This window comes from Bradyrhizobium sp. USDA 3240 (assembly GCF_054063295.1).
Genome location: NZ_JBSSGD010000002.1, coordinates 1024914 through 1036971 on the forward strand (window position 1 = coordinate 1024914; position 12058 = coordinate 1036971).

Here is a 12058-nt window from a genome sequence, read left to right on the forward strand (position 1 = left end):
AGGATTAGAACAACGCGGGCGGCGTCGCAGCGGCATCCGCCGTGTCGTCGCCCGCCTCCGTCGCCGGCATCAGCCGCGACGGCCGCACCACGGTCACCGTGCACGGCGCTTCGCCTGCGACCTTGGCGGAGACGCTGCCGAGCAGCGCGCGCCGCACCGAGTTCTGCCGCGCGCCGATGATGATGTGGTCGACCAGATTGACCGCGGCGAATTCCAGGATGGCGGCGGCGGGATCGATCGCCTCCAGCACATGCACGGTCAGCCGCCCCTCCTCGAGCCTGAACGGTCGCGCCCAATGCTGGAGCGCCACCAGGCGGTCGACATGCTTGTTCTGGCCCTGCTCGTCATGGGTGCGGTCGATCGCCAGGCGATTGAGCTTCAGCACGTTGACGCAGGCGAGCCGCGCCGACGGCGACGTCGACAGCACCTGCTCGGCGGTGACGCGGATGGTCTCGTTCAGCACCTCGGTCCCCTCGCCGAGATCGAGCGCGACCGCAACGATCGGGCTCGCTGCGAGCTGCGCCGCGGCATTGGACTTCGGCTGCGGCGGCATCGCGCCGAGATTGAAGCGGCGGCGCCAGACCGTGCCGAGCGGATCGCGATCGAGCCGCTGCGCCCGCGCCGTCAGCTTGACCTGCTCGGGGTGGGCAAGATCGAAGGCAAGCTGCGCCGCGGTCGGATAGCGCGCGGCTGGATCGATCTCCAGACAGCGCAGCACGATCTCCTGCAACCACGGAGGATAGTCGGATCGCAGCCTGCGCGGCGGATACGGATCACGCCACAGCCGCCGGCGCATGCCGCGCAGGGTCTCGGTCTCGCCGAACGGGCGGACGCCGGTGGTGAAGAAATACAGCAGCACGCCGAGCGAGAACAGATCGCTGCGCGGATCGTCGCGCACGCCGAGCAGGCGCTCCGGCGCCATATAGGGCGCGGTGCCGTAAGGCAGGCGAAACTCCTCCTGCAACAAATCGGGCAGATGCTGGTGATGCGAGAGGCCGAAATCGCTCAGCACGGCCTCGCCGCGCTCGCGGAACATGATGCTGCTCGGCTTGATGTCGTGATGGATGACGTTCTGCCGGTGCAGGCTGGCGAGGGCAGTGGCGACCTTGCCGCCGATCACCCTCACTTCCTCATACGGCAACGGCAGCCCGCCGAGCCGCCTGTAGAGCGTCTGCCCGGGAATGCGCTCCATCACCACATAGGCCTGGCGCTCGAAATCGCCGCTGCCGAAACAGGCCGGCACGTGCGGCCCCGACAGCCGCGGCAGGATCATCTGCTCCATCTCGAAGCTGACGATCGCGGCCGGATCCTCGCCCTCCGAGGTGAGCGGCACCTTCATCAAAAGCGGCACGGTGATGCCGGGATGGGTGACGCTCCACAGCGTCGCCATGCCGCCGCGGTGCACGCGCTCGCCGATGGTGAAGCCATCGATCTCGGCGCCCGGCTGCATCGTCAGCGCCGCCATCGGCATCACCTGCCGACGGCGAGGCGATCGGCGAGCCAGAGCGGCAGGCCGTTGGCCTTGATCCGCGCCGCGGCAGTCGCGACGTCGTAGGGCACACGGTGATAGGTGATCTCGCGGCTTGCGGTGTCGAACATCGCAAAGGATGCCGCGGGATCGCCGTCGCGCGGCTGACCGACCGAGCCGAGCACGGCGAGCCAGCGCCGGCCGGTCAGCAATTGAACCGCGACGCCCGCGGTCGGAACGAAGCTCGTCATCTTCGCGGTCGAGGACATCGAGTAGAGGCCCGGACGATGGATGTGGCCGCAGAAGGTGATCTGCAATTCAGTTGCCATCATGCTGCGCGCGGCATCGGAGGTATCGCGGACGTAGCGCCACTTCACGGGGTCGGACGCTTCGGAATGCACGTAGAGCCGGTTGTCCTCTTCCCGCGACATCGGAAGCTCGGCGAGGAACTGCTTCTGCTCGCCGTTGAGTCGGCCGCGGGTCCAGTCGATGGCGGCCTGCGCGTCGGCATTCATACTGTCGCTCGGCACGCCGATCGCATTGTCATGGTTGCCGCGCACCGCGATCGCGCCATCAGCGACGAGGTCCATCACCGTGTCGACGGCCCATTCCGGATCGGCGCCGTAGCCGACGATGTCGCCGAGGCAGATCAGCCGCTCGGCGCCGCGCGCACGCGCGGCATCCAGGCAGGCCGCGAAGGCCTGTCGGTTGGCATGAATATCGGCAAAGAGTGCAAGCCGCATCGTGGTCCGCGTGACTGATCCTGCCCGATATCAAGCACACGCAGCCCCGTGCTCGCAATCGGGCCAAAGGCATCAGGTGGTCAGAGGATGTTGGAAGAAAGGTCGGTTAGTGCTTGCACACCTGCACGCCCCGCAGCAGCAGCGCGATCAGGGCGTCGATCCGCGACGGGCATTCCGGCTTGGACCATTCCTCGGCATGCGCCGGGTGATGGTAACGGACGGTTGCGTCGAACACGGCGCGCGCGGTCGCCTTGACATCATCGACCTCGAACACGCCCTGCGCGACACCATCTGACAGGATCTTCGCGATCAGATCGACCTGCTTGTCCTTGTAGGCTTCCACCACCTCACGCGCGCCCTGGGCCAGCGCGAGATAGGTCGCGAACATCTCGGGATCGTCGCAGACTTTCTTCTGCTTGATCGTGAAGGCGGTGCGCAGCCATTTCTCCAGCCGCTCCGGCGCCGGGCCATCGCCGGCTGCGAGCTTGCACAGCGGCTCATTGGCGCGGTCGAGCCAGCGTTTGGCGACCGCGTCACGGAGCGAAGCTTTGCTCGGGAAATGGCGGTACACGCTGCCGTGGCTGACATCCAGCGCGCGAGCAACGTCGACAACGGTGGCCTTGGCGAGCCCGAAGCGCCTCAAAACATCCTCGGTTGCTTCGAGGATCCGCTCCGGAGTCAAAACCACCGCCTCGTTCATGCGTTTACCGTCTGGTTATCGCTGTCCTGCCCGCGCGTGAACTTGGCGGCCTGGGCTGCCAAATGGCGGGCGACGCGAAGGTTGAGCCACTGTTGAATCTGGGCGGTCAATTGAAAGATTTCTATCGTCATGGAGGTAGTCCTTCGAGGTAGTCAAATTAAGTACGGCTCCCCCGGCCAAACGCCGGAACAGCCACTGGGCGCCCTCCTCCCTTGGGCTGTTGAGTATATACACCATCTCGCTGACAGATCTCAATATCTGTCAGACAAACTTTGCGAGATGACAGCTATGCGGCCTGGATGGGCCCATCGGGGCCGCTGGCCCGGGCCCTGGATGGCGAGCAACAACGTTCCGTGAGCAGCCGGGCAACCCGCCGGTCCGTGCCTATGTCTCCTACGGTTACCCCGGGAGAGGCTGCCATGGACCGGCCGATGACCTTCAAGGAGATCGCCAAGATCACCGCGGGCGCGGTGGTCTCGCTCGTCATTGTCGGGTGGCTGATGGTTCTCGCGATCGCATTCCTGACGGTGCTCTGAGGCCGCCTCACGGCACCGGAACCGGGTGCCGGAATCGAAAGGGGCCGCCTCACGCAGCGGCCCCTTTGCCGGGAAAATGGCTTGGGGATGAAATCTAGCCCCGGTTATCCACAGACTACACGGTTCAGCGAATTGAGGAATTCCGGTTGACTACTGTCCACCCCGCTGACCGATTATTGGCGATCCCTATTTTTATGCCATTCGCCGGGTGCGCGCCCCTATCGCTGCTCGTCCTTGGGCGGCATTCGGGGCGGTGGCAGCGGCGTGAAGACCGACCCTTGCGCGCCGGCCGGCGGCGGCACGAAGGTTCCCGTTGTGGAATCGCCGCCCGTGGTCTCCACGATCGTCTTCGGGGTGATGTACTCCCTGACGAAATCCATGATGGTGCCGTCGCCGCCGCCGAAATCCGCCGCGCGCCCGCCCTGCGGATGCCCGGCCTTGATCTCGTTGTCGGCGGTGTGGGTCTGCTCGGCGAGTGCGTCGCTGTAGGGAATCCGGAAGGCGCGCGGCACGGCGCTCGGCCGGTTGTCTTCATCGAGCTCCTCAACCCAGAGATAGATCGAGCCCGGATCGCCCTCCAGCGAATGCGGTTCGACGATCCGCGTCGACAGCAGCTTGAAATTCGCCGGCAGCTTCTCCGCGGAGGCCCAGCCGAGCAGCCCGCGCATGCCGCCGAAGCTGACGAAATAGAACGCGCTGGTGACGACGATGACGACAGCCTTCAGCGACCAGTGCAGCCGCGCATAGACCAGCACGATCAGCAGCAGCGCACCGACCATCGCGTAGGCCACCGCGAGCGTGAGGACCACTGATTGCAGGCTAATCATTGCGGAGCACCCTGACGCCGGATTTCGGGACGCCGGTGTTCGGATCGAGGTCGGCGCCGTTGCGCCAACTGCTGCGGAAGGTTTCCAGCAGCGATTTCGGCCGCCGGTCGACGTTGATCACCTTGCCCTCGGCGTCGAGACGAAACCTGACCGCAGTCTTCTCGTCGCCGGTGTGGTCGACGGTCAGCTTGTCGTCGAAGATCACCTGCGCGGTCGGGTTAAGTTTCTGCACCTTCACATTGGCCTGTACCGGCTCGCCGGTCGTCGCCTGGAAATGCGAGACGTTGACAGTGTATTCGCCGGCGACGACGCCGCGCAAGGTGACGATCTCCTCGCGAATCGGCGAGGCGATCTTCTTGCCGTTGACCACGATGAAGTCGTTGGCGCCGCCGCGATCGTCGCGATCGAGCGTCAGGAAGCCGGCCTCGCGATGCCGGTACCAGGCGATGTTGCCGGCCGGGTCCTGCACGAACAGGTCGAGATCATCGGGGTGGTTGTCCGGCCAGTCCATCGTGATGATGAACTCCGCCTTGGAGTCGATCTTGCCCTCCTTGGAGTCCGGCGACACCGAAAGCAGCGCGAGGAAGAACAGGAAGGCGATCACCTGCAGCGCCTTGAACAGCATGACACCGAGCGGATCGAACGGCTCCTCGCGCGGATAGAGCCCGAACTCGTCCATCATGGCGGCGATCCAACGGACGTACCAAGGCGGCGCTCCAGCGCCGGGGTGACGTGCGTCTCGGTAAGCACCACGGCGTCGGAGAACACCCGCTGGGTCGCCGAATCCAGCATGTAGTACTGGATCCTGACCAGGATCGATCCGATCAGCCCGGCCAGCGTCGTGTACATCGCGACCGCCATGCCGTCGCTCATCAGGCCCATCGACGATTTCATCGCGACCTTGTCGGCGGCATCGAGGGATGCGATCGGCGCCAGCATGATGATGAAGCCGATGATGGTGCCGAGCAGGCCGAGCTTCATCAGAGTGTCGGAGACGAAGGCGCCAAAACCGTTCGAGCCGCGCAGGCGGTCGGCCAGCGTCCGCAGCAGCAGGGTCTGGTCGATGCGGCCTTTGGCTTGCGCATCGGCCTTCTGCACCAGGCTCCTGATGTGATCGGTGACGAGGCCGCCGGGCAGGCCGCGCGCGTCTGACGCCAGCACCTTGGCGCCGTCGGGCGCGGCGAGGATGGCGCGGCAGCCGCGCGCAACCTCCCCTTCCCGCGCAATCGCCCGCGTCCGCCAAAAGCAGTGGATGCAAGTGACGATGTACAGCACCGCGATGACGCTGGAAATGTAGGTGCGGTCGGAATTGACCATCAGGCGGATCAGCCCGTAGCGCCACAGCAGGAAGGCGGCGAACACTGAAAGGCCGGTGAAGATCATCCAGAGCAGCAGGACGCTACGCTCCGCCGCATCCGTGCCGGCCGATGCGACGGCGGCGCCGACCTTGGCATTCATGCTGCGCGAGCTCCCTGTGGCGATTGTTCCATGAGGCTCCGCGGCGGCCTCGCCCTCCGTTAGAGCAGAGCCTGTGAGCGCCGTCCAAAGACATCTGCCCAAGTTTCGTCGGGCAAATTTCCCGACCTGCATGGCTGGGCATGCTTGCACTTGCCGGGAACAGGGTTGCTGTTACGCTTCGCCCCTCTTTCTGGATCATGCCCCGGCTGTGGAGTGATCGCATGCGCCTCGTGCTTCAACTGGTCGCCCGCCTGCTCGTCATCGTCGCGCTGTGCCTCGGCGCGGCCACCGGCTGGGCCACGATCGATGCCTATCGCAGCGTCGATCGCGCCACGTCGGCGTCCGCCGAGCGGGTCTCGCAGGCGCTCGAAGCGTTGTACTGGCGCGAATTGCTGCTGCGCAGCAACCGGATGCGCGAACAACTGCTGCCGGCGCCGGACTGGCGCACCATCGAAACCATGGGACTGATCGCGCCGGGGATCTGCGTGCAGTTCGAACCGGCCGGCGCCTTCGAGAAGCCGCTCTGCGGCCAGAGCAAGGGGATCGGTAGGGCGCCGCCGCGCTGGTTCGCGGCAACCGTGCAGGCGGTGCTCGGCGATCACGCCACCGTCGAGCGGCCGATCAGCGCCCGCACTGCCTCCGCTGGAACCGTCCGCGCCATCTCCGATCCGGACGCCGCGATCGCGCTCGCCTGGCAGCACATCCTGGACAACATCCATGTCGCGCTGCTGATGGCGCTGGCCATCGCGCTGCTCGCCTCGCTCGCGATCGCGCATACGCTGGCGCCCGCCCACTCGATCGTGTCAGCGCTGCGGCGCATGGCCGAAGGCGAGTACCGCACGCCGCTGCCGCGCGTCCGCTCGATGGATCTCGCGATGATCGGACGCGCCGTCGGCGATCTCGGCGACCGCCTCGCGCAGGCCGAGGAGGAGCGTACGATGCTGACGCGGCGGCTGCTCGAGATCCGCAGCGACGAACGCCGCGCGCTGGCCCGCGAGCTGCACGACGAGTTCGGCCAGAATCTCACCGCGATCCTCGCCTTCGCCACCACGATTGAGGCAAGCGCCGGCGACAAATACGCCGCCGGCACCGAAATTGCGCAGGATGCGCGGATGATCTCGCAGGCCACGCGCCGCATCGTCGCCTGCCTACGCGATACGCTGAACCGCCTGCGCCACCCGCCGGCCGAGGAGCTCGGGCTGGAGGCGAGCCTGGTCGATCTCGTCGATAGCTGTCGATCGCGCACCACGCAGCCGATGATCCAGCTCGATATGCAGGGCGATCTCGCCGACATCAGCGGCACGGTCGCCGCGACCGCCTATCGTATCGCGCAGGAATGCCTGACCAATGCGCTGCGCCACAGCTCAGCGCGCGAGATCGTGCTGCGGATCGAGCGGCGCACCGGAGCCGAGAACGCGCTCTTGGTGCGCGTCGAGGACGACGGCGGCGGCGATGCCGCCAAGGTGGCGCAGTCGGCGGGCTTCGGCCTTACCGGCGTCAGTGAGCGCGTCGCCGCACTCGGCGGTTCGCTGTCGATCGCGCGGGCCAGCCGCGGCCTCTCGGTCGCTGCCACGATTCCGCTTGCTGCCTGAGATGACGACCGCGAAGACGATGGCCGCGAAGACAACGAACGTGAACAGTCGCAGCATCTCGATTCTCCTGGTGGACGATCATCCCGTCGTCCGCCAGGGCTACCGGCGCGTGCTCGAGCATCAGGACGATTTCAGCGTGGTCGCCGAGGCCGACAACGCCGCCAATGCCTATCGCGCCTTCAAGTCGCACCAGCCCGATGTGGTGGTGATGGACATCTCGATGCCCGGCGCGAGCGGACTGGAAGCGATCCGCAACATTCGCGCGCGCGATGCCGACGCCCGCATCCTGGTCTTCAGCATGCACAGCGAGGCCGCCCAGGTGAAGGCGGCGTTCGGCGCCGGTGCCTCTGGCTTCGTCACCAAGGGCAGCGAGCCGGCCGAGCTGATCGCGGCGATCCGCTCGGTGGCGCGCGGCGAGCATGCGATGAGCGACGACGTCGCCCGGGTGCTCGCGCTGGAGAGCCTGGCGCCGTCCAAATCGGCGCTCGACCAGCTCGGCGAGCGGGAGATCGAGATTCTCCGGCAGTTCGCGGCAGGCCACACCAAGGAACAGATCGCTGTAAACCTCAACCTCAGCACCAAGACCGTGCAGAACTACCACTATCTGATCAAGGCCAAGACCGGCATGCGGACCGATGCCCAGCTGGTCCGCCTGGCCGTCGAATGCGGGCTGGCGAATTTGTAGCCGCTTGGTAGCCCGGGTGAGCGCGGCGATACCCGGGGTCCGCCGGGAGGCCCCGGATATCGCCGCGCTCACCCCGGCTACGGCCACTACGCCGGCTATTTGGCCGGTTTTCCGCACTATATTCCCTGTGCGTGGTCCCGCCCCGCTCGATTCGGAGCTCTCGATGATCCCCCGTTATACCCGCCCGGAAATGGCTTCCATCTGGGAGCCGCAGACGCGTTTCAAGATCTGGTTCGAGATCGAGGCGCATGCCGCCGACGCGCTGGCCGAGCTCGGCGTGATCCCCAAGGAAGCCGCCAGGACGATCTGGGCCAAGGGCAAGGACACCACCTTCGACGTCGCGCGGATCGACGAGATCGAGCGTGAGACCAGGCACGACGTCATCGCCTTCCTGACCCATCTCGCCGAGATCGTCGGCCCCGAGGCGCGCTTCGTGCACCAGGGCATGACCTCCTCCGACGTGCTCGACACCTGCCTCAACGTCCAGCTCAAGCGCGCCGCCGACCTTTTGATCGCCGATCTCGACCGGGTGCTGGCGGCGCTGAAGACCCGCGCCTTCGAGCACAAGTTGACGCCGACCATCGGCCGCTCCCACGGCATCCATGCCGAGCCGGTCACCTTCGGCCTCAAGCTCGCCTATGCCCATGCCGAGTTCGCACGCGCACGCGCCCGCCTGGTCGCCGCGCGCGACGAGATCTCGACCTGCGCGATCTCGGGCTCGGTCGGCACCTTCGCCCAGATCGACCCGCGGGTCGAAGAGCACGTCGCGAAAGCGATGGGCCTGCGGCCGGAGCCGGTCTCGACGCAAGTCATCCCGCGCGACCGCCACGCAATGTATTTCGCCACTCTCGGCGTGATCGCCGCCTCGGTCGAGCGGCTCGCGGTGGAGGTGCGCCATTTGCAGCGCACCGAGGTGCTGGAAGCGGAGGAGTTCTTCTCCGAGGGCCAGAAGGGCTCTTCATCGATGCCGCACAAGCGCAATCCGGTGCTGTCGGAGAACCTCTCCGGCCTGGCTCGCATGGTGCGCGCCTATGTGACGCCGGCGCTGGAGAACGTCGTGCTGTGGCACGAGCGCGACATCTCGCACTCCTCGGCCGAGCGCATGATGGCCCCCGACGCCACCGTGACGCTCGACTTCGCGCTGGTCCGGCTCGCCGGCCTGATCGAGAAGCTCGTGGTCTATCCGCAGAACATGCAGAAGAACCTCGACCGGCTCGGCGGCCTCGTGCATTCGCAGCGCGTCCTGATCGCGTTGACCCAGAAGGGCGCCAGCCGCGAGGACGCCTACAAATTCGTGCAGCGCAACGCGATGCCGGTCTGGCGCGGCGAAGGCGACTTCCAGACGCTGCTGAAGAACGACCCCGACGTGAAGAAATACCTGACGGACGCCGAGATCGAGGAGAAGTTCGACCTCGGCTATCACCTCAAGCACGTCGACACGATCTTCAAGCGGGTGTTCGGCGAAGCGTGAGGATCTGCCTACGTCGTTCCGGGGCACGCGCACCGCGCGCGAAATCCGGAATCTCGCGCTGCAACCTCTGGATTCCACAGTTCGCAGTTGCGAATTGCGGCTCGAATCGCCCCGGAATGACGGTCGCTTTCGCGTGACAAGCCGGCGGGTTACGCTACGCTGACCCGCCCTACACGGTTCACTACAAAGCTCACAAGAAACGGACGCTCCACATGCCCATCGTCAATCGCGTTGCCGCCCTCTCGGATGAAATGGCCGCCTGGCGCCATGACTTCCACGAGAATCCCGAACTGCTCTATGAGGTGCACCGCACCGCCGGCATTGTCGCCGAGAAGCTGCGCGAGTTCGGCTGCGACGAGGTGGTGACGGGGATCGGGCGCACCGGCGTGGTCGGCGTGATCCGCGGCCGCAAATCCGGTTCGGGCAAGACCATCGGGCTGCGCGCCGACATGGACGCGCTGCCGATCGCCGAGGCCTCGGGCGTCGCCTATGCCTCGAAGGTCCCCGGCAAGATGCACGCCTGCGGCCATGACGGCCACACCGCGATGCTCCTGGGCGCCGCGAAATACCTCACCGAGACGCGCAATTTCGACGGCACCGCGGTCGTGATCTTCCAGCCTGCCGAGGAAGGCGGCGCCGGCGGCAAGGCGATGGTCGACGATGGGCTGATGACCCGCTGGGGCATCCAGGAGGTCTATGGCCTCCACAACATGCCCGGCCTGCCCGAGGGCTATTTCGCGACCACACCGGGCCCGATGCTGGCCTCGTCGGACACCTTGAAGATCGTCGTCCACGGCAAGGGCGGCCACGCCGGCGCGGCCCCGCACGAGGCGGTCGACAGTGTGCTGATCGGCGCCCAGATCATCAATGCGCTGCAATCGATCGTGTCGCGCAATGTCGATCCGCTGAAATCGGCTGTCATCTCGATCACCATGTTCGAGGCCGGCGCCGCGTTCAACGTGATCCCGGAGACCGTCACGCTGGGCGGCACCGTGCGCACGCTGGATCCCGGCGTGCGCGATCTGGTCGAGCGCCGGATCGGCGAGATTGCCTCCAACATCGCCAAGGCCTATGGCGGCTCTGCCGAGACCGACTATGGCCGCATGTATCCGGTGACGCTGAACCACGCCCGCGAGGCCGGCATCGCCGCCGAGGTCGCACGCGATGTGGCCGGCGCCGAACGCGTCAACGACAATCTAGTGCCGGTCATGGGCGCCGAGGATTTCGCGTTCATGCTGGAGGCGCGCCCCGGCGCGTTCGTCTTCCTCGGCATGGGCGACGGCCCGATGTGCCACCACCCGGCCTACAAGTTCAACGACAACATCCTCGGCCACGGCGCGTCCTACTGGGTGCGGCTGGTCGAGAAACAGATGCCGGCGGGTTAGCACCGCTAGAGCTTCGGTTCTGACAGGATCAGAACCGAAGCTCTAGGTTGTTGTTTTGACGCGTTTTCTTCACGCGAACCGGTGTCCACTTCGCTCGAAAACGCTCTAGTGCAATCGATGAACGGCCCGGCCGCGATCCGTCGCGGCCGGGCCATTCACATCAACGCGGCTGCTGTTGCGTCGTGCAGTGAATGCCGCCGCCGGCAGCGATGCCGTCAATGTTGAGCTGGATGATCTCCCGGTCGGCAAACAGGTCGCGCAGGATATCGTGCGCGTTGCGGTCGGCGGTCGCGTCGCCGAACTCGGGCGCGATCACGGCGCCGTTGCAGACATAGAAGTTGATGTATCCGGCGGCGAAGTCCTTGCCGCCGTGCTTTGGACGCACCGTCGACGGGCTCTCCAGCACCACGACCTCCAGACGCCGGCCCTTCGCATCGACAGCGCCGCGCAGGATATCGAGGTGTCGCTTGGTCACCGCATGATCGAACGACGACGGATCCAGTTCCAGGCCAGCCACGACAACGCCGGGACCGGCAAAGCGCGCGTAGAAGTCGGTATGGCCGTCGGTGATGTCCTTGCCCGCGATGCCGGGCAGCCAGATGATCTTTTCCAGCCCGAGCAGGCCAGACAGTTCGGCCTCGCATTTGTCCTTCGACACACCCGGATTGCGATTTGGGTTGACGACGCAGCTCTCGGTGATGATGGCTGTCCCCTCCTCGCCGTCGACCTCGATCCCGCCGCCTTCCAGCACGAGGCCCGCCTTGATGAACGTCGCCTTCGCGGCTCGGGCGACGTGCGCGGCGACCTCGGCATCGAGCGCGTGGCGTTGCTTGTTGCCCCAGCCGTTGAAGTTGAGACCGACCGCGCCAAGCTGCCCCGACGGGTCCCTCACGAACACCGGTCCGGTGTCGCGCATCCACACGTCGTCGACCGGTTGCACGACGAGGCTGACCGCGGGACCGCACAGCCGCGCGGCAATCTCGCGGTCCTCCTCGCGCACCGGCATGTTGACGCGTTCATAGGCCGCGATCGCCTTGGCAATGTTGGCAAGGTTTTCCCGCGCCACCGGAAGCAGCCTGCCGCCCCAGATCGCGGCGCTGGCGCCGAAGGCCATCCAGGTCGCGGCATGCGGCGTGCCCTCGTCCGGCATCCGCCAGTTCAGATTGTCCCGCGCAAGATCGTCCACGAGCGTC

At 66.3% G+C, this 12058-nt stretch carries 12 protein-coding genes; 4 read left to right on the top strand and 8 right to left on the bottom strand.

Annotated elements, in window-relative coordinates:
• Positions 1–4: 4 nt before the first annotated feature.
• The 7 genes from ACVIGA_RS05550 to ACVIGA_RS05580 form a co-directional block, all read right to left on the bottom strand.
• Entirely contained in the window at positions 5–1465 is a 1461-nt protein-coding gene (locus ACVIGA_RS05550) for a serine/threonine protein kinase (protein WP_456665593.1), read from the bottom strand.
• A gap of 5 nt (positions 1466–1470) precedes the next feature.
• Positions 1471–2211 carry a metallophosphoesterase family protein gene (locus ACVIGA_RS05555; protein WP_456665594.1) on the bottom strand — a complete coding sequence of 247 codons (741 nt, stop codon included), beginning with the start codon at positions 2209–2211 and terminating at the stop codon, positions 1471–1473.
• Between the two features lie 106 nt (positions 2212–2317).
• The gene (locus ACVIGA_RS05560; RefSeq protein WP_456665595.1) at positions 2318–2911 is read right to left on the bottom strand and encodes a TetR family transcriptional regulator; all 594 of its coding nucleotides are present in this window, start codon (positions 2909–2911) and stop codon (positions 2318–2320) included.
• Positions 2908–3042, bottom strand: a complete 135-nt coding sequence (locus ACVIGA_RS05565; protein ID WP_016843141.1) for a hypothetical protein — start codon at positions 3040–3042, stop codon at positions 2908–2910. Before ACVIGA_RS05565 ends, ACVIGA_RS05560 begins: the two co-directional genes overlap by 4 nt.
• A gap of 623 nt (positions 3043–3665) precedes the next feature.
• Positions 3666–4274 (bottom strand): hypothetical protein, encoded by a 609-nt coding sequence (locus ACVIGA_RS05570; RefSeq protein WP_456665596.1) that lies wholly within the window; start codon positions 4272–4274, stop codon positions 3666–3668.
• A complete protein-coding gene (locus tag ACVIGA_RS05575) occupies positions 4267–4956 on the bottom strand; it encodes a hypothetical protein (protein WP_223976185.1) in 690 nt (229 codons plus the stop codon). The genes ACVIGA_RS05570 and ACVIGA_RS05575 overlap by 8 nt, the downstream gene beginning before the upstream one ends.
• Positions 4953–5732: a MotA/TolQ/ExbB proton channel family protein gene (locus ACVIGA_RS05580; protein ID WP_456665597.1), complete on the bottom strand. Its 780-nt coding sequence runs from the start codon at positions 5730–5732 to the stop codon at positions 4953–4955. Before ACVIGA_RS05580 ends, ACVIGA_RS05575 begins: the two co-directional genes overlap by 4 nt.
• A 221-nt stretch (positions 5733–5953) precedes the next feature.
• On the opposite strand from ACVIGA_RS05580, the gene ACVIGA_RS05585 reads away from it, so the two are divergent.
• From ACVIGA_RS05585 to ACVIGA_RS05600, 4 genes are all read left to right on the top strand, one after another.
• Positions 5954–7324 (top strand): sensor histidine kinase, encoded by a 1371-nt coding sequence (locus ACVIGA_RS05585; protein WP_456665598.1) that lies wholly within the window; start codon positions 5954–5956, stop codon positions 7322–7324.
• Between the two features lie 40 nt (positions 7325–7364).
• Complete coding sequence (locus ACVIGA_RS05590) at positions 7365–8009, top strand: response regulator (protein ID WP_375775503.1); 645 nt, start codon at positions 7365–7367, stop codon at positions 8007–8009.
• 163 nt (positions 8010–8172) lie between these two features.
• Positions 8173–9480 (top strand): adenylosuccinate lyase, encoded by a 1308-nt coding sequence (gene purB, locus ACVIGA_RS05595; RefSeq protein WP_456665599.1) that lies wholly within the window; start codon positions 8173–8175, stop codon positions 9478–9480.
• A 212-nt stretch (positions 9481–9692) separates the two neighbouring features.
• Positions 9693–10865 carry a M20 aminoacylase family protein gene (locus ACVIGA_RS05600; protein ID WP_456665600.1) on the top strand — a complete coding sequence of 391 codons (1173 nt, stop codon included), beginning with the start codon at positions 9693–9695 and terminating at the stop codon, positions 10863–10865.
• A 160-nt stretch (positions 10866–11025) separates the two neighbouring features.
• Here ACVIGA_RS05600 and ACVIGA_RS05605 read toward each other — a convergent pair whose 3' ends face one another.
• The gene (locus ACVIGA_RS05605) at positions 11026–12051 is read right to left on the bottom strand and encodes an agmatine deiminase family protein (protein ID WP_456665601.1); all 1026 of its coding nucleotides are present in this window, start codon (positions 12049–12051) and stop codon (positions 11026–11028) included.
• Between the last annotated feature and the right edge of the window lie 7 nt (positions 12052–12058).

What these genes read in the sequence shown, in the direction of transcription:
- ACVIGA_RS05585 (WP_456665598.1), top strand. Translation starts at nt 5,954, where the DNA reads ATGCGCCTCGTGCTTCAACTGGTCGCCCGCCTGCTCGTCATCGTCGCG.
- ACVIGA_RS05570 (WP_456665596.1), bottom strand. Translation starts at nt 4,274, where the DNA reads ATGATTAGCCTGCAATCAGTGGTCCTCACGCTCGCGGTGGCCTACGCG.
- ACVIGA_RS05560 (WP_456665595.1), bottom strand. Translation starts at nt 2,911, where the DNA reads ATGAACGAGGCGGTGGTTTTGACTCCGGAGCGGATCCTCGAAGCAACC.
- ACVIGA_RS05575 (WP_223976185.1), bottom strand. Translation starts at nt 4,956, where the DNA reads ATGATGGACGAGTTCGGGCTCTATCCGCGCGAGGAGCCGTTCGATCCG.
- purB (WP_456665599.1), top strand. Translation starts at nt 8,173, where the DNA reads ATGATCCCCCGTTATACCCGCCCGGAAATGGCTTCCATCTGGGAGCCG.
- ACVIGA_RS05600 (WP_456665600.1), top strand. Translation starts at nt 9,693, where the DNA reads ATGCCCATCGTCAATCGCGTTGCCGCCCTCTCGGATGAAATGGCCGCC.
- ACVIGA_RS05580 (WP_456665597.1), bottom strand. Translation starts at nt 5,732, where the DNA reads ATGAATGCCAAGGTCGGCGCCGCCGTCGCATCGGCCGGCACGGATGCG.
- ACVIGA_RS05565 (WP_016843141.1), bottom strand. Translation starts at nt 3,042, where the DNA reads ATGACGATAGAAATCTTTCAATTGACCGCCCAGATTCAACAGTGGCTC.
- ACVIGA_RS05550 (WP_456665593.1), bottom strand. Translation starts at nt 1,465, where the DNA reads ATGGCGGCGCTGACGATGCAGCCGGGCGCCGAGATCGATGGCTTCACC.
- ACVIGA_RS05555 (WP_456665594.1), bottom strand. Translation starts at nt 2,211, where the DNA reads ATGCGGCTTGCACTCTTTGCCGATATTCATGCCAACCGACAGGCCTTC.